The sequence below is a fragment of the Streptomyces lomondensis genome (assembly GCF_014651035.1).
In the GTDB taxonomy this organism is placed as follows: Bacteria; Actinomycetota; Actinomycetes; order Streptomycetales; family Streptomycetaceae; genus Streptomyces; species Streptomyces lomondensis.
Genome location: NZ_BMWC01000008.1, coordinates 365053 through 387435, shown reverse-complemented (window position 1 = coordinate 387435; position 22383 = coordinate 365053). Strand labels below are relative to the sequence as shown.

The window sequence follows — 22383 nt, the reverse complement described above, 5'->3', positions numbered from 1 at the left end:
GTACCGGGCAGGCGAAGATCGGCTCTCCCTAGTTCTCCACGGGTAACGATCGAGCACGGTTCCGCTTTCGGTGGCAGTGTTCGATCGACTCTTCTTAAAGTAGGGCAATGCGCACTGGCGAGCCCCTGCCCGCCGTGGGGGAGGCTCTCGCCGCCCTCGCGACCGGCCTGTGGCACTGGGACACCGCCACCGGGCTGGTCACGGTCGACGCCGAGGCGGCACGGTTGCTCGGGCTGCCCGCCGAGCAGGTCAGCCTCACGGAGGCCCAGGCCCGGGCCCGGCTGCACCCGGTCGACTGGAACGAGATCACCGGCGTGGTCCAGCTCGCCGTCTCCGAGGGCACCCTCGCCGAGGTGCGGATCCGGATCATGGACGAGCAGGGCCGGGTCGTCCGGGTGGTCCGCAGCCGCTCCAAGCCGTCCTTCGACCGGGCCCGCAAGGCGTACCGGCTGATCGGCACCCTCCAGGAGGTCACCGAGCCGACGCCGGGCACCCCGGCCGGGCGCAGCGCGGTCACGGGCGACTGGCGGCGCTCGCGGGAGGCGTTCCTGCTGGACGCGGGCCGGGCGCTGGCGGAGGCGCGCTCCACGCAGGAGGTCCTGCGGGTCACGGCCAACCTGTCGATGCCGGGGTTCTCGCCGGACGGTCTCGCGGTGTTCGGCGTGGAGGGCGACCGGCTGACGGTCATCGGCCACCACGGGCAGCAGCAGGGCGACGAGAACCCGTTCTCGGACATGCCGCTGGACACGGACTACCCGGCCGCCGAGGTGGCCCGGACCGGCCGGGCCGTGTATCTGTCCTCCGCCGAACAGTACAAGGCCCGCTATCCGCTGACCTGGCCGCTCGCCGAGCGGTTCGGCCGCCGGTCCTGGGCGTTCCTGCCGCTGACCGTGGCCGGCCGCACGATGGGCGCCTGGATGGCCGCCTTCGCCTACCCGGTCGCGTTCACGCCGGACGAGCGGTCCGTGCTGGCGACGGTGGCGCGGATGCTGGCCCAGGCCCTGACCCGGGCGGGCGTGGCCGAGAGCGAGCGGGCCCTGACCGACGGGCTCCAGCGCACGATGCTGCCGAGGCTCGGCCCGCAGCGCATCCCGGGCATGAGCGTCGCCGCCCGCTACGTCCCCACCGGCGGCGGGCTCCAGGTCGGCGGCGACTGGTACGACGTGATCCCGCTGCCGAGCGGACGGTTCGCGCTGGTCATCGGGGACGTCCAGGGCCATGACGTGCGGGCGGCGGGTCTGATGGGCCAGCTCCGCATCGCCCTGCGGGCCTACGCCTCGGAGGGCCACCGGCCGGACGCGGTGCTGTCCCGCGCCTCCCGCTTCCTGCACGGCATCAGCGACGAGGACCCGGCCGACCCGCGCTTCGCGACCTGCGTCTACGTCGAGGTCGACCCGGCGACGGGGGTGCTGGACATCGCCCGTGCCGGGCACCCGGACCCGGCGATCCGGATGGCCGACGGCACGGTGCTGACGCGGCCGACCTCGGGCGGTCTGCCGCTGGGCATCGACCCGGACGCCGACTACCCGACGACCCGGCTCGCCCTGGAGTCCGGCGAGACGATGCTGATCTGCACGGACGGCCTGATCGAGACCGGCGGCCACGACCTGGACACCGGCTGGCGGCGGCTGCGGGCGATCCTGGAGGAGCACAAGGGCGATCTGGAGGAGCTCGCCGACACCCTGGTGCAGGCCGTGCACGGGCCGTCCTCGCACCACACCACCGGCCCGCTGGCCGACCGCCGCGAGGACGACATCGCGATGCTGCTGCTGTGCCGGGACGGCGAGGGCTGCGGCTGCGGTGAGGCCGTGGCCGTACGGCCTCCGGTGCGGCGCTCGGTGCTGACGGTCGCGCAGGCCGAGCCCGAGCGGGTCGCGGTGGCCCGGCAGCAGCTGCGCGAGCTGCTGCACGACTGGGCCTGGCCGGACCAGGTCGACTCGGCGGTGCTGCTGCTGTCCGAGATGCTGACGAACGTCCTCGTGCACACCGACTCCGACGCGCTGCTCGTCGTCGAGGTGACCGGCGAGCCGGGCGATCGGCGGCTGCGGATCGAGGTCACCGACGCGGGTGACGACCTGCCGCACAAGCGCAGACCCGGGGAGCTGGCGTCCTCCGGCCGCGGCCTGGTGCTGATCGAACTGCTCGCGCACACCTGGGGGGTGGATCCGCGCGGCGAGGGCAAGAGCATCTGGTTCGAGCTCTACGAGTCGGTGGACGGCTCGGGCGACGGCGTCTGGTCGCCGTAGTGCCGTGAGGGGTCAGGACTTCTCGGCCGGCGCCGGCTCCTGGTCGCCGTAGCGGACGCGCAGCTCCTGGACCACGCCGAAGGCGGCCGCGGTGAGCGGCACGGCCAGCAGCATGCCGAGGACTCCGGCGACCGACGCCCCGGCCGTGATCGCCACCATCACCACCGCCGGGTGCATCTGCACGGTCCGGCTCTGGATCACCGGCTGGAGCACGTGCCCTTCCAGCACCTGCACGGCGAGCACCACCCCGAGCGCCCACAGCGCGATGACGAACCCCCGGTCGGCCAGCGCGACGAGCACGGCCACGGCTCCCGAGATGAAGGCGCCGAGGTAGGGGATGTACGCCCCGACGAAGACCAGCGCCCCCAGCCCGGCCGCCCCGGGCACGTCGAGGACGAGCAGCCCGACGGTGATGCAGAGGGCGTCGATGAGGGCGATGAAGGTGGTGCCGCGCATGAACCCCTCGACGGCGTGGAACGCCCGCCGCGCCATGGCCTCCAGGGTGTCGGCCGAGCCGCGCGGGGACAGGGCCCGCAGCGTGCCGGACGCCTTGTCGGAGTCGCGCAGGAAGAAGAAGACCAGCAGCAGCGCGAGCACGGCCATGGCGAGGGACTCGCCGACCACGCTGACCCCGCTGATCACGCCGGAGGCGGCCGTACCGCCGAACCGGCCCAGCAGCTCCCGGGCGTTGGAGGCGATGTCGTCCAGCGAGGTCCCGGCCGCCCCGAAGTGCTCGGAGACGCCGCGCGCGGCCTGTCTGAGCGAGGCGACGATCTCGTCGCCCGTGTCGATGAGCGCGGCGACCACGATGTACACGGCCCCGCCGACCACGGCGACGACGGCGACACAGGTGAGCGCGGCCGCGACCGAGCGGTGCACCCCGGCCGTCACGAGCCGCCGGTGCAGCGGCCGGAGCAGCGCCGTCCCGAGCAGCGCGAGCAGCACGGGCACGACGGCGGTCCGGAACTCGTCGCACAGCCGGATCCCGACGTAGACGACTCCGGAGACGAGCAGGAGGAGCGCACACCAGGCGGCGAGGCGCCGGAGGGGGTCCGGGAGGGGCGGCCCGGGGGCGGGAGGGGGCGGCTTGGAGACCTGCACGCCTCCACCCGAACACGCCCCGGGCGGACCGTCCCGTCAGGACGGCCCGCCCGGGTGACGGAGCGTCAGCCCCACCTGCCGCGTCAGCCCTGCGGCCCGCCCTCAGTCATCCCATGGACGGCCGGGACGGTGCCCAGCCGGCCCTTCTGGAAGTCCTCGAAGGCCTGCATGAGCTCGTCCTTGGTGTTCATCACGAACGGGCCGTAGTGGGCCATCGGCTCGCGGATCGGCTGCCCGCCGAGCAGGACGACCTCCAGGTCCGGCGTGTGGGAGTCCTGCTTCTCGTCCGCGCGGACGGTCAGCGAGGAGCCGGCGCCGAAGACGGCGGTCTGGCCCATGTGGACCGGCCGGCGCTCGGCGCCGACGCTGCCGCGCCCGGCCAGCACGTACGCCAGGCCGTTGAAGTCCTCGCGCCACGGCAGGGTCAGCTCCGCACCCGGCGCCAGCGTCGCGTGGATCATCGTGATCGGCGTGTGCGTGATGCCGGGGCCCTGGTGGCCGTCCAGCTCACCGGCGATGACGCGGAGCAGCGCGCCGCCGTCGGGGGTGGTGAGCAGCTGGACCGAGCCGCCGCGGATGTCCTGGTAGCGCGGGGCCATCATCTTGTCCCGGGCCGGGAGGTTCACCCACAGCTGGAGACCGTGGAAGAGCCCGCCGGACATGACGAGGTGCTCGGGTGGCGCCTCGATGTGCAGGAGGCCCGAGCCCGCGGTCATCCACTGGGTGTCCCCGTTGGTGATGGTTCCGCCACCGCCGTTGGAGTCCTGGTGGTCGAAGATCCCGTCGATGATGTACGTGGTTCCTCCTCGTGTACGCCCAGTTTAGTTGAGCGTTGAACTTTCTGCCACCCCCAACAGAGAAACCCGGGAGGGCATTCCCGGCGGACGGAGGATCCGGCCCCGGAACGGACGAAGGCCGGCACCCCGGGGGCACCGGCCTTCGTCCGTCCTGGTCAGGCGACCAGCTCGCGCTCCTCGCTCGCGTCCCCGGCGGGCTCCGCCGTGCGGCCCCGCATCACCAGCGTGGCGACGACGGCCGCGGCCAGGACGCCGATCGCGCTGATCGTGAAGGTCGTCGACATCGAGGCGGTGAAGGCCTCCCGGGCCGCCCGCACCAGGCCCGAGTCGCCGCCCGCCACGGCCAGGGCCCCGCCGATGGACTCCCTGGCCTGCTCGGGGGCGCCGGCCGGCATCTCGTCCGCGTAGCCGCCGGAGAGCAGGGAGCCGAGGATCGCGATGCCGAGGGCGGTGCCGGACTGCTGGATGGTGTCGTTGAGGGCCGACCCGACGCCCGCCTTCTCCTCCGGGATGGTGCCCATCAGCGCGGCCACCGCGGCCGGCATCGCCAGACCGGCACCCAGGCCCAGGATCCCCAGCGCCACGGCCGGGACGGTGAACCCGCTGTCGGCGGTGAGCGTGGTCAGCAGCCCGAAGGAGACGGCCATCAGCAGCATCCCACTGAGGATCACCAGCCGGTTGCCGGTCTTCACGGCGAGCTGCGCCCCGGCCGCGTTGCCGGCCAGCGCGGCCACGGCCAGCGGCAGGAAGGCCAGGCCCGCCTTGACCGCGGACCAGCCGAGCACGAACTGCAGGTACTGGGTCAGGACCAGCAGCAGGCCGGCGTTGCCGATCTGGACGAGGGCCAGGGAGAGCGAGCCGCCGCTGAAGTCGCGGTGCCGGAACAGCACCAGCGGGACCATCGGCGCGGAGGTGACGTTCTGCCAGATCACGAAGCCGACCAGGGCGACCACCGCGACGGCCAGGACGAGCAGGGAACGGCCCTCGAAGGCGCCGTGCTGCGGGATCTCGATGATCCACCACACCAGGGCCGTCATGCCCACCGCCGACAGCACCGCGCCCAGCGGGTCCGGCTTCTGCCACGGCGCCTTCGACTCCGGCATCAGCAGCACACCGGCCAGCAGCGCGAGACCGACGATCGGCACGTTGATCAGGAAGATCGCCTGCCAGGCGAAGTGGTCGATCAGCACACCACCCAGCACCGGGCTGCCGACCAGCCCCAGCATCGACACCGAGCCCCACGCCGCCATCGCCTTGGGCCGCTCGTCCTCGTCGAAGACGGTGATCAGGATCGACAGCGTGGACGGCATGATCAGCGCCCCGCCGACGCCCATCGCGATCCGCACCGCGATCAGCTCACCCGGACTGGAGCAGAACACCGCCCCCAGCGAAGCCGCCCCGAACAGCAGCAGGCCGATCAGCATCACCTTCCGGCGCCCGAACCGGTCCCCCAGGCTGCCGGAGGTCAGCAGCAGCCCGGCGAAGACCAGGGTGTAGGAGTCGAGGATCCACTGCATGTCCTGGGCGCTCGCCCCGAGGTCCTCGGTGAGCGCGGGCACCGCGACCGTCAGCGCCATGTTGTCGACGACCAGCACGAGCGTGCTCAGGCAGAGCACGATCAGGATCCACCAGCGGCGTGGATGACGAGCGTCCATTTTGAGATTCCCCTCCCGCGAACACCGTTCCTTCGATGCGCACACTGTACGCACAGCGGAACAGTGTGCGCAACCGCTGAGTTCTGTACGCTGATTGCGCACGCCGTTCGCACGAAGCCAGGAGGAGCGCCGATGAGCAGGAGCAAGGGCACGGAGAAGACCCGGATCCCGTCCGTATGGGCCCGCGAGCAGCGCCGTACCGACCAGCCCGCGCTCAGCCGGGACGCGATCGTCCGCGAGGCCATCGCGATGCTCGACGCCGAGGGCATCGAGGCGCTCAGCATGCGCAAGCTGGGCGCCCGCCTGAACGCCGGCGCGACCTCGCTGTACCGGCACGTCGCCACGAAGGACGAGCTGATGGAGCTCGCGGTGGACGAGGTCGCCGCCGAGATCCACGTCCCGCCGTCCGACAGCCCGGACTGGCGCGCGGCGGTGACCGAGGCGGCCGGGTCCTTCCGTACGACGGCGCTACGGCATCCGTGGCTGACGCTGGTACTGGGGCAGGCCGGGCTCGCCTACCTCGGGCCGAACTACATGAGCTTCTCGGAGCGGCTGGCGGCCCTCTTCACGGCCGCGGGATTCCCCGAGCCGAGCCGGGCGATCGACACCGTCTTCTCGTACGTCATCGGCATGTCCACCACGGAGGCCGCGTGGCTCACCACGGTCGCCCGCTCGGGCGAGACGGAGTCCGAGTTCGTCGCGCGCCTGCTGCCCACGGCCCAGCAGGTCTCGGCCGACTACGACCACCTGGCGGCCGCCGGCCCCGAGACCAGCGCACAGGCCGCCGACCCCGCGAAGCTCCGCGACGACAAGTTCACCTACGGGCTGGAGGTCGTCCTGGACGGCCTGGCGCTGCGCCTCGCGAAGTAGGGTCAGCCGCCATACATGCGGCGCATCGCGAACTCGACCATCTGCTCCACGGCCTTCGCGTCGAACACCATCCGGTGCTCGCCCTCCATGTCGAGGACGAAGCCGTAGCCGGTGGGCAGCAGGTCCAGCACCTCGGCGCCGGTGATCACGAAGTACTTGGACTCCTTGCCCGCGTACCGGCGCAGCTCCTTGAGCGTGGTGAACATCGGGATCACCGGCTGCTGGGTGTTGTGCAGGGCGAGGAAGCCGGGGTTGTCGCCGCGCGGGCAGTAGACCTTCGACGTCGCGAAGACCTGCTGGAAGTCCTCGGCGGCCATCTGCCCCGTGGTGAAGGCCCGGACCGCGTCCGCGAGCGAGGGCGGGGACGGCTCGGGGTACAGCGGCGGCTGCTGCCCGTACCCGCCGGACATCGGCTGCTGCGGAGGGGCGTACTGCTGCTGCGCGCCCGCTGTCTGGTCGTAGCCGTACATGGGCGCAAGCGTACCGAGAGCGGCCGGGCGGACGGTGCCGTACGGCGGTGACGGGGAACCGACAGTGACTCGACAGCCACTTGACAGCCGCGGCTATGGATCGGCACAGCCACGGCTCATAGCGTCGGAACATGACCGAACGCCACGACGACGGCCCGCACGAGCACGACCGAGGCCTCTCCTACGACCTTCCCGTCCTCGCCCGCCGCCGGATGATCCGGCTGATGGCCGGCGCGAGCCTGATACCGCTGGTGGGCTGCACTTCGCAGGAGCAGACCCCGTCGTCCGCGTCGGCCTCGTCCTCCTCCTCGTCGTCCGCCGCCTGCGCGGAGATCCCCGAGGAGACGGCCGGCCCCTTCCCCGGCGACGGCTCCAACGGCGTGAACGTCCTGAAGGAGAGCGGTGTCGTGCGCGGCGACATCACGAAGAGCTTCGGCGACTCCGCGGGCGGCACCGCCGAGGGCGTGCCCCTGACGATCACGTTGACGGTGGTGGACGCGGCCTCCGGCTGCGGCACCCCCAAGAAGGGGGCCGCCGTCTACCTCTGGCACTGCGACCGGGAGGGCAACTACTCCCTGTACTCCGAGGGCGTCACCGACGAGAACTACCTGCGGGGCGTCCAGGAGACGGACGACAAGGGGCAGGTCACCTTCACGAGCATCTTCCCCGGCTGCTACCAGGGACGCTGGCCGCACATCCACTTCGAGGTCTACGGCAGCCTGGCCGACGCCACGGCGGCCACGTCCATCACGAACACCTCGCAGCTCGCGTTCCCGAAGGACGTCTGCGACACGGTGTACGCCACGGACGGCTACGACGCGAGCGTGCGGAACCTGAGCAGCCTCTCCCTGGAGACGGACAATATCTTCAGCGACAGCCACGCACAGCAGATGGCGACGGTGCGGGGCAGCGTCGGGCAGGGCTACACCGCGACACTGACCGTTCCGGTGTGACCTGTCACAGATGACGAGATCGGGGTTGCTTCTTATTACCGGCGGGTAGCATCATCGGAGCTACTTGTTGGTACGTGAACTAGCGCGAGGATCCAGTGCCTCGCCGATCTCTCTACGGAGCCGGGAGCCGTCGCCATGGGGCACTACAAGTCGAATCTCCGCGACATCGAGTTCAATCTCTTCGAAGTACTCGGGCGCGACAAGGTGTACGGCACCGGCCCGTTCGAGGAGATGGACGTCGAGACCGCGAAGAGCATCCTGGAGGAGCTGACGCGCCTCTCGGAGAACGAGCTGGCGGAGTCCTTCGCCGACGCCGACCGCAACCCGCCGGTCTTCGACCCGGAGACCAACACCGCGCCGGTCCCGGCGTCCTTCAAGAAGAGCTACCAGGCCTTCATGGACTCCGAGTACTGGCGCCTCGGCCTGCCCGAGGAGATCGGCGGTACGACCTCGCCCCGCTCCCTGATCTGGGCGTACGCCGAGCTGATCCTGGGCGCCAACCCGGCCGTGTGGATGTACTCCTCGGGCCCGGCCTTCGCCGGCATCCTCTTCGAAGAGGGCAACGAGGTCCAGAAGCACATAGCCAAGATCGCCACGGAGAAGCAGTGGGGCTCCACGATGGTGCTCACCGAGCCCGACGCGGGCTCCGACGTGGGCGCCGGCCGCGCCAAGGCCGTGCAGCAGGAGGACGGCTCCTGGCACATCGAGGGCGTGAAGCGCTTCATCACCTCCGGTGAGCACGACATGTCGGAGAACATCCTCCACTACGTGCTGGCCCGCCCCGAGGGCGCCGGCCCCGGCACCAAGGGCCTGTCCCTCTTCCTCGTCCCGAAGTACCTCTTCGACTTCGAGACCGGCGAGCTGGGCGAGCGCAACGGCGTCTACGCCACGAACGTCGAGCACAAGATGGGCCTGAAGGCCTCCAACACCTGCGAGATGACCTTCGGCGACCAGCACCCCGCCAAGGGCTGGCTGATCGGCGACAAGCACGACGGCATCCGCCAGATGTTCCGCATCATCGAGTTCGCCCGCATGATGGTCGGCACGAAGGCGATCTCCACGCTGTCCACGGGCTACCTGAACGCGCTGGAGTACGCCAAGGAGCGCGTCCAGGGCCCGGATCTGGCCAACTTCATGGACAAGACCGCGCCCAAGGTCACCATCACGCACCACCCGGACGTGCGCCGCTCGCTGATGACGCAGAAGGCGTACGCGGAGGGCATGCGCGCCCTGGTGATGTACACCGCCTCGATCCAGGACGCGATCCAGATCAAGGAGGCCGCCGGCGAGGACGCCGCCACCGAGCACGCGCTGAACGACCTGCTCCTGCCCATCGTCAAGGGCTACGGCTCCGAGAAGGGCTACGAGCAGCTCGCCCAGTCGCTCCAGACCTTCGGCGGCTCCGGCTTCCTCCAGGAGTACCCGATCGAGCAGTACATCCGGGACTCCAAGATCGACACCCTCTACGAGGGCACCACGGCCATCCAGGGCCAGGACTTCTTCTTCCGGAAGATCGTCCGCAACCAGGGCGCCGCGCTGAACTCCCTCGCCGAGGACATCAAGAAGTTCCTCGCCCTCGGCACCGGCGGCGAGGAGCTGGCCGGGGCCCGCGAGCACCTCGCCAAGGCCGCCGTCGAGCTGGAGGCCATCGTCGGCCTGATGCTCACCGACCTCGCGGCCACCGAGCAGGACGTCAAGAACATCTACAAGGTCGGGCTCAACACCACCCGCCTGCTGATGGCCTCCGGTGACGTCGTCGTCGGCTACCTGCTGCTCAAGGGCGCCGCGATCGCCGCCGAGAAGCTGGAGACCGCCTCCGCCAAGGACAAGGCCTTCTACACCGGCAAGATCGCCGCGGCGAAGTTCTTCGCCGCCAACGTCCTGCCCGGCGTCACGCTGGCCCGCAAGGTCGCCGAGGGCGTCGAGCTGGACCTGATGGAGCTGGACGAGGCCGCGTTCTGATCCTCACGTCCTCTGTTCGAGGGCCTGTTCCCTTCAACGGGAACAGGCCCTCGTCCGTCGTTAAGGTGAACCCATGAGCGAACCAGCCCGCTTCGACCGCGGCCACACCGACGACCTCATGACCTTCCTGGCGGCCAGCCCGTCGCCGTACCACGCCGTGGCGAACGCCGCCGAGCGGCTGGAGAAGGCCGGCTTCAAGCAGGTCGCGGAGACGGACGCCTGGGACGGGACCCGTGGCGGCAAGTACGTGCTGCGCGGCGGCGCGATCGTCGCCTGGTACGTGCCGGAGGGGGCCGCGCCGCACACGCCGTTCCGGATCATCGGCGCCCACACCGACTCCCCCAACCTGCGCGTCAAGCCGCTCCCCGACAGCGGGGCGCACGGCTGGCGCCAGGTGGCCGTCGAGATCTACGGCGGACCCCTGCTCAACTCCTGGCTGGACCGCGACCTGGGCCTCGCGGGCCGGCTGACCCTGCGCGACGGCTCGACGCGCCTGGTCAACGTCGACCGCCCGCTGCTGCGCGTCCCGCAGCTCGCGATCCACCTGGACCGCTCGGTGACGGCCGACGGCCTCAAGCTCGACAAGCAGCGGCACATGCAGCCGGTCTGGGGCCTGGGCCACGACGTACGCGACGGCGACCTGATCGCGTTCCTGGAGGAGACGGCCGGCATCCCGGCGGGCGAGGTCACCGGCTGGGACCTGATGACGCACTCCGTGGAACCGCCCGCCTACCTGGGCCGCGACCGTGAGCTGCTGGCCGGCCCCCGCATGGACAACCTGCTGTCCGTGCACGCCGGCACGGCGGCCCTCGCGGCCGTGGCCTCCGGGGCGGCCAAGCCGACGTCCATCCCGGTCCTGGCCGCCTTCGACCACGAGGAGAACGGCTCCCAGTCGGACACGGGCGCGGACGGGCCGCTGCTCGGCAATGTGCTGGAGCGCTCGGTGTACGCGCGCGGCGGCTCCTACGAGGACCGGGCCCGCGCCTTCGCCGGCACGGTCTGCCTGTCCTCCGACACGGGCCACGCCGTCCACCCCAACTACGCGGAGCGGCACGACCCGACGCACCACCCGCGCGTCAACGGCGGCCCCATCCTCAAGGTCAACGTCAACAACCGCTACGCCACGGACGGTTCGGGCCGCGCGGAGTTCACGGCGGCCTGCGAGGCGGCCGACGTGCCCTTCCAGTCCTTCGTCTCGAACAACTCCATGCCCTGCGGCACCACGATCGGCCCGATCACGGCCGCCCGGCACGGCATCAGGACCGTCGACATCGGCGTGGCCATCCTGTCGATGCACAGCGCGCGCGAACTGTGCGGCGCCGACGACCCGTTCCTGCTGGCCAACGCGCTGGCCGCGTTCCTGGAGGCGTAGAACAGGCCACCGCCGCATGGGTGTTCCCCGCCGGGGTACCCGGTGTGCGGACCGGAACGACCGGACCGTACAGGGAGGCGACACTCATGGGCCTCGGCGGATGCATCATTCTCATCGCCGTGGGAGCCATCCTCACGTTCGCGACCGACTGGGACATGCAGGGGGTCAACCTCGATCTGGTCGGCGTCATCTTGATGATCGTCGGACTGATCGGCGTCACGACCTTCAGCAGCATCGCCCGGCGCCGTCGTGTGGTGGTGCCACCGACGACGCCCGGCGTCGTCGAGGACCCGGCGGTCCACCACCGCCGGGACGGCTACAGCGACGGATACGGGGTGTGACGCCCCGGACGATCAGGCGTCCATCCCGGCCAGCACCAGGGGAAGCCGGTCCGTCCCGGTCTCCGTGAGGCGGACGGGGACGCCCCAGTCCTGCTGGTGGACGTGACACGCCGGATACTCGTTCGACGGATCGTCGTCGCAGGAGGCGGCCATCGCGGAGACGTGCAGCACACCCTCCGGCACGGAGGGGTCGAGTTCGAGGGCGCGGGACAGCTCGGTTCCCGCGCCCTCGCCGCTGCGCAGCAGCTCCGGCGGGGTGGCGGAGACGAGCAGGCGGGTGGAGGGGCCGTACCGGGTGTCGAGCTTCTGGCCCGCGGGGGCCTGGAAGACGACGTCCAACCGGAGCCGCCCGGGGGCGACTTCGGTGGCCTCGCGCCGCGTGCGGTGGGCAACCTCGGGCACCTTCACCGCCTCCTCCGGCAGCCGCAGCCGGGTCAGCCGGTGCCGGGCCGACTCCACGACCACGATGTCGTCGCCGGCGAGCACCGCGTCGCTGGGCTCGCGCAGGTCCGTGGCCAGGGTCGTCACCTCGCCGGTCGCCGGGTCGTAGCGGCGCAGGGCGTGGTTGTAGGTGTCGCTGACCGCGACCGAGCCGTCCGGCAGGGCCGTGACGCCCAGCGGGTGCTGGAGCAGGGCCTGTTCGGCGGCGCCGTCCCGGTGGCCGAAGTCGAACAGGCCGGTGCCGACGGCGGTGTGGACGGAGCCGTCCGGCTCCACCCAGCGCAGGGCGGACGTCTCGGAGTCCGCGAGCCAGAGCCGGTCGGGCGTCGCCGCGAGGCCGGAGGGCTGCGCGAACCAGGACTCGGCGCCGGGCCCGTCCACCAGCCCCTCGTTGGTCGTGCCGGCCGTGACCGCGACCGTCCCCTCGGCCGGGTCGTACGCCCACAGCTGGTGGACGCCGGCCATGGCGATCCACACCCTGCCCCGCCACCAGGCCACGTCCCAGGGGGAGGAGAGGTCGACCTCGCGGGCCGGGCCCGAGGTGGGTGAGCCCTGCCACCACTGGCGGCCCGTGCCGGCGAGGGTGGTGACCTCGCCGGTGGCGAGGTCCAGACGCCGCAGCGCGTGGTTGACGGTGTCGGCGACGACCACCGAGCCGTCGTCGAGGAGGGCGAGCCCCTGCGGCTCGTTGAAGCGGGCCGTTCCGGCGGAGCCGTCGGCGAATCCGCGCGCACCCGAGCCGATCCGCCGGACGACGCTCTCCCCGTCCGCGGCGAGCTCCGCCAGCTGGTGCCGGGTGGTGTCGCTCACCAGGAAGGTCCCACCCGGCAGCAGCAGGGCCTTCCCCGGGAAGCGCAGCACCGTCGGCTCCGGCTCGGGCGCCACGTACGGCCCGTCACCGCGCCGCAGCGTGCCCTTCGCCGCGTGCTCGGCCTCCAGCTCCGCCACGAGCCGCTCGATGGCGTGCACATGCCCCTCACCGGCGTGCTGGGCGACGACGTACCGTTCCTGAAGACTGAGCAGGAGTAAGCCTGTTCAGCCGCACGCCCCGAACGGTCTTGGGCGCACTGGTCCCCGGCGTACTCGACCCCAGGGCGGCGACACGCATCCTGTGCGTGGTCCGATCCCGGGAGGCCAGTTCCCTGCGCGACCTGGCCTGATGGACGCGGCCAGAGGCGACGGAGAGGCCCCGGACCATCGCTCTGGTGGAGCGGGGGCTCCGCGCGCTGGCGCCGTGCCCGGCGTCCCAGATCGCACGATCACGTTAACCCGGTCGGCCCAGTGCGCCGCAAGCTCGCGAGCGGGCCATCACACGATCGAGCTAACTCGCCCTCGCCCGTGTTCAGCCAGCCGCCCCTGCCGGTCAGCTCGGGGGCGCGGACGCGGACGCGTCGGGGTGCGGAGTGGTTCATGCGTCCAGGGTGTCATCCGGCACTGACAGTCACCGCAGGGCGTGCCCCGTCGTGGCTTCGACATGGTCCGGGATCTCGTCGTGGCGGTCGCCGACCGTGAGGGTGCCGGTGGGCTCGATTACGAGGATCGCGGTCGGGACGGGGGCGTACGGCTTGTGCTCGGTGCCGCGCGGGACGGTGAAGACGCTGCCCTTGGGGAGCACGACCGTGCGCTCTCCGGCCGGCTCGCGCAGGCCGATGTGCAGTTCGCCGTCGAGGACGAGGAAGAACTCGTCGGTGTCGTCATGGACGTGCCAGAGGTGCTCGCCCTCGACCTTCGCGATCCGGACGTCGTAGTCGTTGACGGCGGTGACGATGCGGGGGCTCCACTGCTCGGAGAAGGAGGCCAGGGCGTGGGCGAGGGAGACGGGTTCCTTGGTCATGAGGTGATCCTGCGGGGTGCCGTACGGGTCGTGCGAGTGCTAGGAATCGCACATGTCGCAAGGATCCTCGCACCGTCCGCACCGTCCGCACCGTCCGCACCGGGTCGCCGTGATCGTGGACGAGGGCACCAACCCCTTCGAAGTGGGGGTGGCCACCGAGCTGTTCGGGCTGCCGCGGCCGGAGCTGGGGCTGCCGGGGCCGTTGTACGAGGTGACGCTGTGCGCGCCCGCGCCGGAGATCCGGATGAACCACGGCTTCTTCACGCTCACCGGCGTCCGTGGCCTGGACGCCGTGGCGGAGGCGGACACGCTGGTCGTGCCGGGCCGGCCGGACAACGTCGTACCGCGCGGCCCCGACGTGCTCGACGCCATCCGGCGGGCACACGCGCGTGGCGCCCGGGTCATGAGCTTCTGCACGGGCACCTTCGCCCTGGCCGAGGCCGGGCTGCTGGACGGGCGGCGGGCCGCGACCCACTGGCGCTGGGCGGATTCCTTCCGCCGGCTGCACCCGAAGGTGCTGCTGGAGCCGGACGTGCTGTACATGGACGAGGGCGACATCCTCACCGCCGCGGGCAGCGCGGCCGCGCTCGATCTCGGGCTGCACATCTGGCGCCGCGACCACGGCGCCGAGATCGCCAACCACGTCTCCCGACGCCTGGTGTTCGCCTCCCACCGCGACGGCGGGCAGCGGCAGTTCGTGGAGCGGCCGGTGCCTCAGGTGCGGGACGAGTCCCTGGCGCCCCTGCTGGCCTGGGCGCAGGAGCGGCTGGGCGAGCCGCTGACGGTGGCGGACATGGCCGCACGCGCGCGTGTCAGCCCCGCCACGCTCCACCGGCGCTTCCGCGCCCAGCTCGGGACGACACCGCTGGCGTGGCTCACCGGGGAGCGGGTGGCGCTGGCCTGCCGACTCATCGAGCGGGGCGAGGAGCGGCTGGACGTGGTGGCGGCCCGCAGCGGGCTCGGTACGGCCGCCAACCTGCGGGCGCGGCTGCGGCGGGCGACCGGGCTCAGCCCGTCGGCCTATCGGCGGCGTTTCGGAACCCGCGGCGGGGAAGCCCTGGTCTCATGAGATTCCTCGTGTACGACCGGCTCCTCGGCTTCGGTGACGACTACTGGATCGAGGACGAGCACGGCACCAAGGTGTTCCTCGTCGACGGCAAGGCCCTGCGGCTGCGGGACACCTGGGAACTGAAGGACCCCCAGGGTCACGTCCTCGTCGAGATCCACCAGAAGATGCTCGCCCTGCGCGACACGATGGTGCTCCAGCGGGGCGGGGAGCCGCTGGCGACGGTCCGCCGGAAACGGCTGTCCCTGCTGCGCAACCACTACCGGGTGTCCCTGGCCGACGGCAACGAACTGGACGTCAGCGGCAAGGTCCTCGACCGGGAGTTCGCCGTCGAGTACGACGGGGAGCTGCTGGCGGTGATCTCCCGGCGGTGGCTGACCGTACGGGACACCTACGGTGTGGACGTCGTCCGCGAGGACGCGGATCCGGCGCTGCTGATCGCCGTGGCGGTGTGCGTGATCCACCTGGCGGAGAAGGAGCGGGAGGACTGAGAGCGCCCGGTCAGCCTTCCCGGGGACTGGTCAGGGCCTGCGCGGGGGCTGGAGCCCCAGCACCCGGTCCTTCAGCGCCGGGAACTGCTCCCGCGTCGCGGCGACCTTCCCCGGGTCGAACTCCACCGTCAGGACCTCCTCGCCGGCGCCCGCCTCGGCCAGCACCTCGCCCCACGGGTCGACCACGATCGAGTGACCGGCCTGGGGAACTCCGGCGTGCGTCCCGGCCGTTCCACACGCGACGACGAACGACTGGTTCTCCACCGCCCGCGCCTGAGCCAGCAGCGTCCAGTGGGACCGGCGGCGCTCCGGCCAGCCCGCCGGGACGACGAGCGTCTCGGCACCGGCGTCGACGAGACCGCGGAAGAGTTCGGGGAAACGGAGGTCGTAGCAGGTGCCGAGGCCCAGGACGGTCGACGGCAGGCGGACGGTCACCAGCTCCGTGCCCGCCCCCATCAGCACGGCCTCGCCCTTGTCGAAGCCGAACCGGTGGATCTTGCGATAGGCGGCGGCGAGGTCACCGGAGGGGGAGAAGACCAGGGAGGTGTTGTACAGCGGCCCCTCAGGGTCACGCTCGGGAACGGAGCCCGCGTGCAGCCACACACCCGCGTCGCTCGCGGCCTTCGCCATCGCCTCGTACGTCGGGCCTTCGAGCGGCTCGGCCTCGCGCCCGAACTCCTCGTAGGCGAAGGCACCCGTGGTCCACAGCTCCGGCAGGACGACGAGATCGGCCCCGGCCTGGTCCCGGACGAGCCGGGCCGCCCGTCGGCGGCGCGATTCGACCGATTCGCCCTCGTCTACGGCGATCTGGATCACAGAGGCGCGCACACTACCACCGTCCTGGCATTCGGGCCGTCCACACGTGCGGTCCCCACGGGCCTACGATCGTCACACGAAAGCACTGCCGGGGTGCCTCACAGCAGCGTAACTTAGCTGCCAAGACACCCGCCGACAGCCGCCACCTCCCACTGGCAACGCCGCCACCACCTGCCCGTGTACCGACCGCCGAGGGGTCCCGTTCCGTGAGTCTGCATCCCACCCTCCAGCCCTACGCCGACGCCTGGACCCACTCCATCGAAGCGATATCCGAGCTGCTCCAGCCGCTCGGGGAGGCCGACTGGAACCGCCGCACACCGTGCCCCGGCTGGTCGGTGCGGGACGTGGTGTCGCATGTCATAGGCCTGGACTGCGAGATGCTGGGCGACCCGCGCCCGATCCACACACTCCCGCGGGACCTCTTCCACGTCACGAACGACCACCAGCGCTACATGGAGATGCAGGTCGACGTCCGCCGTCACCACACGGCGCCGGAGATGACCTCCGAGCTGGAGTACGTGATCATCCGCCGCAACCGCCAGCTGCGGAACGACTCGCGTGACCCGGGCACCAAGGTGCGGGGCCCGCTGGGCCAGGAGCTCACCCTGGAGGAGTCGATGCGGCGGCACGCGTTCGACGTGTGGGTGCACGAGCAGGACCTGCGCACGGCCCTCGGCCGCCCCGGCAACCTCGACTCCCCCGGCGCGCTGGTCGCCCGCGACGTGCTGCTCGGCGAACTCCCCCGCGTGGTCGCCGAGGACGCGCAGGCCCCGCGCAGCTCGGCCATCGTCTTCGACGTCCACGGCCCCGTCGAGTTCCTGCGCACGATCCGCGTGGACATCCAGGGCCGCGGCACCCTCGAAACGGCCCCCGCGCTCGGCCCCGCCGCGACCCTCACCCTCGACTGGGAGACGTACGTCCGCCTGGCCTGCGGCCGCGTGACGCCGGAGTCGGTCTCCGACAGGCTGAAGCTGGAGGGCGACGCGGACCTGACGGCGGCGATTCTGAGGAACTTCACGGTGACGCGGTAGGCAGCTTGAGCTGCGGGCAATCGTGCCGCTAAGGGCGGCACGGGTGGGCGCTGGGGGTACCCCCTGCTCGAAGAGCTTGGGGGAGGCACCTCGTCGCGCCGAGCTGCGCACCCACCCGGCCCCGCCCCAACGCCCAGCACCGGAAATCCCCATGCCCCCGCCCCACCCCCCGCCGTAGCGTCCCCCGGCATGACCCCACCCCACCGCACCCGCACCCGCACCCGCACCCGCCTCACCTTCCACGGCCCGTTGTCCGAGGCCCGCGCAGACCGCCTCGTACAACGCCTCGCGAGCAACACCCCCGCGACCGTCCTGGACATCGGCTGCGGCTGGGGCGAGCTCATGCTCCGCGTCCTGGCCGCCGCGCCGAAGGCGACCGGCACCGGCATCGACCTCAACGCCGAGGACCTGGCCCGCGGCCGGCAAGCCGCCGAGGCACGCGGGCTCACGGACCGGGTCCGTTTCCTCGAGGAGTCCGCCACCGGCACCGCGCACGGCCCCGCCGACCTCGTCCTGTGCGTAGGCGCGAGCCAAGCCCTCGGCGACCAACTCCCCAAGGCCCTCGCCGACCTACGCCGCCTCGTCTCCGACCACGGTCGCGTCCTGCTCGGCGAGGGGTTCTGGCAGCGCACCCCGACCCCGGCCGAACTGTCCCGCATGTGGCCGGACGCCGCCGCCACCGACCACCCCGACCTCGCGACCCTCGTCGACCTGGCCATCGAGGCGGGGTTCCGGCCCGAGTGGACGGAGACCGCGAGCCTCGACGAGTGGGAGGAGTTCGAGTCGGCGTACCTCGCGGACACCGAGGTGTGGCTCGCCGAGCACCCCGACCACCCCCGGGCACAGGAGACACGGCAGCGCGCCGACCGCCACCGCGCCGCCTGGCTCACCTACCGCGGCGTCCTCGGACTCGCGTACCTCACCCTCGTACCGGTGGGCCCGATGACCCGATGACCCGGCGGGCTACACCGGCACGTGCACCGTCTCCACCCGGCTCGTCACCAGCCGCTCCCGCTCCCGCCGGGCCGCCCGCCTGCGCAGCCGCAGGATCTGGGTGACCCCGAGGGCCTGCAGCACGAACACCACCGAGAAGGCCACGGTGTAGTCGTCCCCGGTCGCGTCCAGCAGCACCCCGACCGCGAACAGCGTGGTCATGGAGGCCAGGAAGCCGCCCATGTTGGTGATGCCGGACGCCGTGCCCTGCCGCTCGGGCGGGTTCGCCGGGCGGGCGAAGTCGAAGCCGATCATCGACGCGGGCCCGCACGCCCCGAGCACCGTGCAGAGCACGACCAGCAGCCACATCGGGGCGTGCGCGCCGGGGTAGACGAGCGTGGCGGCCCACAGCACCGCCGTCGCCCCGACCGTGCCGAGCGCGAGCGGCAGCCGCGCCCCGTGGTGCCGGGCGACGATCTGGCCGTAGACCAGGCCGACGACCATGTTCGACAGCACGACGAGCGTGAGGAGTTCACCGGCGACGGCACGGGACAGCCCCTGGGCCTCGACCAGGAACGGCAGGCCCCACAGCAGCAGGAACACCATCGCCGGGAACTGGGTGGTGAAGTGCACCCACAGGCCCAGTCGCGTCCCCGGCTCCCGCCAGGATGCGGCGATCTGCCGCCGTACGTAGGCCGCGCCCTGGTGCGGGAGCGGCTCCGGCTCGTGGCCCTCCGGGTGGTCCTTCAGGAACAGCAGCACCAGCACGAACACCACGGCTCCGGCGGCCGCGCTGCCCGCGAAGGCCGCCGTCCAGCCGATGCCGTGCAGCAGCCGGGCGAGGACGAGCGTGGAGACGAGGTTGCCCGCCATGCCGACCAGCCCCGCGAACTGGGCGACGAGCGGCCCGCGCCGGGCCGGGAACCACCGGCTGCCGAGGCGCAGCACGCTGATGAACGTCAGCGCGTCACCGCAGCCGAGCAGTGCCCGGGAGGCGAGCGCCATGCCGTACGACGGGGAGAACGCGAAGCCCAGCTGCCCGGCCGTGAACAGCACCGCGCCGAGCGCCAGCACCTTCTTGGTGCCGAGCCGGTCGACGAGCAGGCCGACGGGTATCTGCATGCCCGCGTAGACCAGCAGCTGGAGGATCGAGAAGGTGGAGAGCGCGGAGGCGTTGACGTGGAAGCGGTCGGCGGCGTCGAGGCCGGCGACGCCCAGCGACGTGCGGAAGATGACCGCGACGAAGTAGACGGAGACGCCGATGCCCCAGACGGCCAGCGCCCGCCGGCCGCCCGGAGGATCGCCCGGCATCGCGGTGGCGCTCATCGGACCTCCCCCCGGGCCAGGTGCGAGAACCAGCCGATGTGCCGGTGGACGAGCCCGACGGCCGCCTCGGCGTCCCCCGCGCGCAGCGCTTCGAGGATCTCCTCGTGCTCGGCGAGGGTCTTGGCGATCCGGTCGGGGTGGGAGTGCATGACGGCGACGCCCATCCGCAGCTGGCGGTCGCGCAGCTGGTCGTAGAGGCGGGAGAGGATCTCGTTGCCGCCGCTGCGGACGATCTCGGCGTGGAAGCAGCGGTCCGTGACGGCGGCCCCGGCGAGGTCTCCGGCGGCGGCCTGCTTCTTCTGCCGGGCCAGCAGCTCCTCCAGGCGCTCGATGAGCCCGGGGGGCGCGGGGACGGCCTTGCGCGCCGCGTGCTCCTCCACGAGCAGCCGCGTCTCGACGACGTCGGCGATCTCCTGCGCGGAGACGGGCAGGACGAGGGCGCCCTTCTTCGGGTAGAGCCGGATCAGACCCTCGGCCTCCAGCCGGAGCAGCGCCTCGCGCACGGGCGTGCGCGAGACCCCGACGGCCTCGGCGAGCTCGCCCTCGGTGAGGAGGGTCCCGCCCTCGTAGCGGCGTTCCAGGACGCCCTGTTTGACGTGGGTGTAGACGCGGTCGGCGGCGGGCGGTTGCTTCACGGCCAGGGTCATGCCGACAGCATAGATACAACAGGTACGCATGGATGGATACGTCCAGGATGCGGACTCGAATGTCACACGTCTGTGGCAAAACAGGGGCCCCGTTCGGCAAGGGCACAACCAGGTGTGCTAGTTACAAGTCAGACACGTGCGGCCCCTTTCCCCTCGTCCTCAACTCGGCCGCATCGATGGGGCATTCAACGCAATCGGGGTACTTCACTTGATAACCGGCATTAAGGGCACCCGTCTCCGCAGAGCCGCGGCCGTCGCCGTGACCACCGGGGCCATGCTCGCGAGCGGAGCCCTCACCATCGCGCCGGCGCAGGCCGCCACGGCGCCCACGATCGCCGCCAAGGGCGGCTACGTGATGAACAACGCGACCGGCACGTCGCTCTACAACAAGGCTGCCGACACGCCTCGCTCCACCGGCTCGACCACCAAGATCATGACCGCCCTGGTCGTGCTGAAGCAGCCGAACCTCAACCTGGACAGCAAGGTCACGATCCAGAAGGCGTACAGCGACTACATCGTCGACAACAACTGGGCGTCCAACGCCAAGCTGATCGTCGGCGACAAGGTCACCGTCCGCCAGCTGCTGTACGGGCTGATGCTGCCGTCCGGCTGCGACGCGGCGTACGCGCTCGCCGACAAGTTCGGCTCGGGCTCGACGCGGGCGGCGCGCGTGAAGTCGTTCATCGGCAAGATGAACACCACCGCCAAGGACCTGGGTCTGAAGAACACCCACTTCGACTCGTTCGACGGCATCGGCAAGGGCGCCAACTACTCCACGCCGCGCGACCTGACGAAGCTCGCCAGCAACGCCATGAAGAACGCCACGTTCCGCACGGTCGTCAAGACGAAGAAGTACACGGCCAAGACGACCACCAAGTCCGGCGGCACGCGGACGATGGCGCCGTGGGAGAACACCAACCCGCTGCTGTCCAGCTACACCGGCGCGATCGGTGTGAAGACCGGCTCGGGTCCGGAGGCCGGGTACTGCCTGGTCTTCGCCGCCACCCGCAACGGCAAGACCGTCATCGGCACGGTCCTGTCCTCGACCAACGGGACCACCCGGAAGTCGGACGCGACGAAGCTGCTGAACTACGGCTTCGCCAAGTAGCGGAGCCCACGCAACAAGCACCACGGGCACACGAAAGGGGGGCTCGCCGCAGCCGGTGGCGAGCCCCCCTTCGCGCGCCCTGGAGCTCTACGGAGCTCTACGCCGCCGTCCGCTGGCGGCGCTCCAGCGCCCGGGCCGCCTTGCGCCGGGCGCCGGCCAGCACGTTCACGGGGGAGCCCGCACCGGCTCCCGGCTCCAGCTGCCAGCCGCGGATCCGCGCGGCGACCTCGGCCAGCCGCTGGTCACCGGGCCGTACGTCGATGGAGAACAGGGACTCGTCGGGCGTACGGTCGTCGCCGCCCCAGCGGACCACGCCGTCGAGCTCGGCGAGGATGTCGCGGATCACGACCTCCTGCTGCGGGAAGAAGCCGCCCCGGACGCCGCGCGGATAGGAGCCCGGCCGGATCCGCACCGCCGTGCCGGACGCCAGGTTGGACTCCGGCCGGGCCCTGCCGACCTCGGACGGGTCGTGCCAGCCGACGACGTCGCCCCGGCGCAGGGCCTCGACCTCGTAGTGGAACCGGCGCAGCAGATGGACGAGGACGGTCTCCACGTCTCCCATGCGCACGGCGACGCCCTTGAGCGGGGTGCCGGGCACGGGGCGGGTGTAGACGGTGCCGCCGTCGTCGGCGACGTTCTCCATCTCCCAGCCGTTGTGGGAGCGCGAGCCGGCCAGCACGCGCCGGGTCCGGTCCTGCGCGCTGCGCAGCGCGTCCCGCACGCGGCCCGGGATGGGGTTGTTCGCGTCGGCGTACGCCTGGGAGAGGAAGTGGGAGAGGGGCAGGGCGGCGACGCCCACGGCGCCGCCGATCGCGGCGATCCGGCCGAGCAGGGCGCGGCGGGACAGGCCGCGGCGGTGCGCGGCGCCGGGCCGGGCCCCTCTGCGGGGGATGCCGGGGAGACTGAGCTTCAACGGGATCTCA

19 protein-coding genes and 2 pseudogenes are annotated in these 22383 nt (G+C 71.7%); 11 read left to right on the top strand and 10 right to left on the bottom strand.

Features of this window, described 5'->3' with window-relative positions:
* The first annotated feature begins 107 nt into the window (after positions 1-107).
* Positions 108-2246, top strand: coding sequence for an ATP-binding SpoIIE family protein phosphatase (locus tag IE255_RS26850; RefSeq protein ID WP_190052929.1), 2139 nt, complete (start codon positions 108-110; stop codon positions 2244-2246).
* Positions 2247-2258: 12 nt separating this feature from the next.
* On the opposite strand, the gene IE255_RS26845 is transcribed toward IE255_RS26850, so the two are convergent.
* From IE255_RS26845 to IE255_RS26835, 3 genes and pseudogenes are all read right to left on the bottom strand, one after another.
* A complete protein-coding gene (locus IE255_RS26845) occupies positions 2259-3347 on the bottom strand; it encodes an AI-2E family transporter (RefSeq protein ID WP_190052928.1) in 1089 nt (362 codons plus the stop codon).
* Positions 3348-3430: 83 nt separating this feature from the next.
* Positions 3431-4144, bottom strand: a pseudogene (locus tag IE255_RS26840) (pirin family protein); the annotation flags it as partial.
* A 155-nt stretch (positions 4145-4299) separates the two neighbouring features.
* Entirely contained in the window at positions 4300-5799 is a 1500-nt protein-coding gene (locus IE255_RS26835) for an MFS transporter (RefSeq protein ID WP_190052927.1), read from the bottom strand.
* 132 nt (positions 5800-5931) lie between these two features.
* On the opposite strand from IE255_RS26835, the gene IE255_RS26830 reads away from it, so the two are divergent.
* Positions 5932-6669 carry a TetR/AcrR family transcriptional regulator C-terminal domain-containing protein gene (locus tag IE255_RS26830; RefSeq protein WP_190052926.1) on the top strand — a complete coding sequence of 246 codons (738 nt, stop codon included), beginning with the start codon at positions 5932-5934 and terminating at the stop codon, positions 6667-6669.
* A 2-nt stretch (positions 6670-6671) separates the two neighbouring features.
* On the opposite strand, the gene IE255_RS26825 is transcribed toward IE255_RS26830, so the two are convergent.
* Complete coding sequence (locus IE255_RS26825) at positions 6672-7139, bottom strand: SseB family protein (RefSeq protein ID WP_114254205.1); 468 nt, start codon at positions 7137-7139, stop codon at positions 6672-6674.
* Positions 7140-7270: 131 nt separating this feature from the next.
* Between IE255_RS26825 and IE255_RS26820 the strand changes: the two genes are divergently transcribed.
* From IE255_RS26820 to IE255_RS26805, 4 genes are all read left to right on the top strand, one after another.
* Positions 7271-8092: an intradiol ring-cleavage dioxygenase gene (locus IE255_RS26820; protein WP_190052925.1), complete on the top strand. Its 822-nt coding sequence runs from the start codon at positions 7271-7273 to the stop codon at positions 8090-8092.
* 135 nt (positions 8093-8227) lie between these two features.
* The gene (locus tag IE255_RS26815; RefSeq protein ID WP_190052924.1) at positions 8228-10054 is read left to right on the top strand and encodes an acyl-CoA dehydrogenase; all 1827 of its coding nucleotides are present in this window, start codon (positions 8228-8230) and stop codon (positions 10052-10054) included.
* Positions 10055-10127: 73 nt separating this feature from the next.
* On the top strand, positions 10128-11426 hold the full coding sequence (locus IE255_RS26810) for a M18 family aminopeptidase (protein ID WP_190052923.1): 1299 nt from the start codon (positions 10128-10130) through the stop codon (positions 11424-11426).
* Between the two features lie 86 nt (positions 11427-11512).
* Positions 11513-11767, top strand: coding sequence for a DUF6458 family protein (locus IE255_RS26805; RefSeq protein WP_190052922.1), 255 nt, complete (start codon positions 11513-11515; stop codon positions 11765-11767).
* Between the two features lie 12 nt (positions 11768-11779).
* On the opposite strand, the pseudogene IE255_RS26800 reads toward IE255_RS26805, so the two are convergent.
* Positions 11780-13216: pseudogene (locus IE255_RS26800) on the bottom strand (NHL repeat-containing protein); the annotation flags it as partial.
* Positions 13217-13649: 433 nt separating this feature from the next.
* On the bottom strand, positions 13650-14042 hold the full coding sequence (locus IE255_RS26795) for a cupin domain-containing protein (protein WP_190052921.1): 393 nt from the start codon (positions 14040-14042) through the stop codon (positions 13650-13652).
* 52 nt (positions 14043-14094) lie between these two features.
* Between IE255_RS26795 and IE255_RS26790 the strand changes: the two genes are divergently transcribed.
* The gene (locus tag IE255_RS26790) at positions 14095-15111 is read left to right on the top strand and encodes a helix-turn-helix domain-containing protein (protein ID WP_190052920.1); all 1017 of its coding nucleotides are present in this window, start codon (positions 14095-14097) and stop codon (positions 15109-15111) included.
* The gene (locus IE255_RS26785; protein ID WP_190052919.1) at positions 15108-15599 is read left to right on the top strand and encodes an LURP-one-related/scramblase family protein; all 492 of its coding nucleotides are present in this window, start codon (positions 15108-15110) and stop codon (positions 15597-15599) included. Before IE255_RS26790 ends, IE255_RS26785 begins: the two co-directional genes overlap by 4 nt.
* Before the next feature lie 30 nt (positions 15600-15629).
* Here IE255_RS26785 and IE255_RS26780 read toward each other — a convergent pair whose 3' ends face one another.
* On the bottom strand, positions 15630-16427 hold the full coding sequence (locus tag IE255_RS26780; RefSeq protein WP_190052918.1) for a carbon-nitrogen family hydrolase: 798 nt from the start codon (positions 16425-16427) through the stop codon (positions 15630-15632).
* Positions 16428-16621: 194 nt separating this feature from the next.
* On the opposite strand from IE255_RS26780, the gene IE255_RS26775 reads away from it, so the two are divergent.
* Together IE255_RS26775 and IE255_RS26770 are read left to right on the top strand one after the other, a co-directional pair.
* Positions 16622-17446, top strand: coding sequence for a maleylpyruvate isomerase family mycothiol-dependent enzyme (locus IE255_RS26775; RefSeq protein WP_190052917.1), 825 nt, complete (start codon positions 16622-16624; stop codon positions 17444-17446).
* A gap of 189 nt (positions 17447-17635) precedes the next feature.
* Entirely contained in the window at positions 17636-18400 is a 765-nt protein-coding gene (locus IE255_RS26770) for a class I SAM-dependent methyltransferase (protein WP_190052916.1), read from the top strand.
* A 9-nt stretch (positions 18401-18409) separates the two neighbouring features.
* On the opposite strand, the gene IE255_RS26765 is transcribed toward IE255_RS26770, so the two are convergent.
* Both IE255_RS26765 and IE255_RS26760 read right to left on the bottom strand, forming a co-directional pair.
* Positions 18410-19705, bottom strand: coding sequence for an MFS transporter (locus tag IE255_RS26765; protein WP_190052915.1), 1296 nt, complete (start codon positions 19703-19705; stop codon positions 18410-18412).
* Positions 19702-20352 carry a GntR family transcriptional regulator gene (locus tag IE255_RS26760; RefSeq protein WP_190052914.1) on the bottom strand — a complete coding sequence of 217 codons (651 nt, stop codon included), beginning with the start codon at positions 20350-20352 and terminating at the stop codon, positions 19702-19704. The genes IE255_RS26765 and IE255_RS26760 overlap by 4 nt, the downstream gene beginning before the upstream one ends.
* 208 nt (positions 20353-20560) lie before the next feature.
* Here IE255_RS26760 and IE255_RS26755 point away from each other — a divergent pair, with 208 nt between their 5' ends.
* A complete protein-coding gene (locus IE255_RS26755) occupies positions 20561-21460 on the top strand; it encodes a D-alanyl-D-alanine carboxypeptidase family protein (protein ID WP_190052913.1) in 900 nt (299 codons plus the stop codon).
* Positions 21461-21557: 97 nt separating this feature from the next.
* Here IE255_RS26755 and IE255_RS26750 read toward each other — a convergent pair whose 3' ends face one another.
* Positions 21558-22373 (bottom strand): twin-arginine translocation signal domain-containing protein, encoded by an 816-nt coding sequence (locus tag IE255_RS26750; protein ID WP_229906600.1) that lies wholly within the window; start codon positions 22371-22373, stop codon positions 21558-21560.
* Between the last annotated feature and the right edge of the window lie 10 nt (positions 22374-22383).

Coding starts and splice junctions, on each gene's coding strand:
- IE255_RS26765 (WP_190052915.1), bottom strand. CDS start 19,705: ATGAGCGCCACCGCGATGCCGGGCGATCCTCCGGGCGGCCGGCGGGCG.
- IE255_RS26835 (WP_190052927.1), bottom strand. CDS start 5,799: ATGGACGCTCGTCATCCACGCCGCTGGTGGATCCTGATCGTGCTCTGC.
- IE255_RS26850 (WP_190052929.1), top strand. CDS start 108: ATGCGCACTGGCGAGCCCCTGCCCGCCGTGGGGGAGGCTCTCGCCGCC.
- IE255_RS26830 (WP_190052926.1), top strand. CDS start 5,932: ATGAGCAGGAGCAAGGGCACGGAGAAGACCCGGATCCCGTCCGTATGG.
- IE255_RS26760 (WP_190052914.1), bottom strand. CDS start 20,352: ATGACCCTGGCCGTGAAGCAACCGCCCGCCGCCGACCGCGTCTACACC.
- IE255_RS26810 (WP_190052923.1), top strand. CDS start 10,128: ATGAGCGAACCAGCCCGCTTCGACCGCGGCCACACCGACGACCTCATG.
- IE255_RS26785 (WP_190052919.1), top strand. CDS start 15,108: ATGAGATTCCTCGTGTACGACCGGCTCCTCGGCTTCGGTGACGACTAC.
- IE255_RS26790 (WP_190052920.1), top strand. CDS start 14,095: ATGTCGCAAGGATCCTCGCACCGTCCGCACCGTCCGCACCGTCCGCAC.
- IE255_RS26815 (WP_190052924.1), top strand. CDS start 8,228: ATGGGGCACTACAAGTCGAATCTCCGCGACATCGAGTTCAATCTCTTC.
- IE255_RS26770 (WP_190052916.1), top strand. CDS start 17,636: ATGACCCCACCCCACCGCACCCGCACCCGCACCCGCACCCGCCTCACC.
- IE255_RS26805 (WP_190052922.1), top strand. CDS start 11,513: ATGGGCCTCGGCGGATGCATCATTCTCATCGCCGTGGGAGCCATCCTC.
- IE255_RS26825 (WP_114254205.1), bottom strand. CDS start 7,139: ATGTACGGCTACGACCAGACAGCGGGCGCGCAGCAGCAGTACGCCCCT.
- IE255_RS26795 (WP_190052921.1), bottom strand. CDS start 14,042: ATGACCAAGGAACCCGTCTCCCTCGCCCACGCCCTGGCCTCCTTCTCC.
- IE255_RS26820 (WP_190052925.1), top strand. CDS start 7,271: ATGACCGAACGCCACGACGACGGCCCGCACGAGCACGACCGAGGCCTC.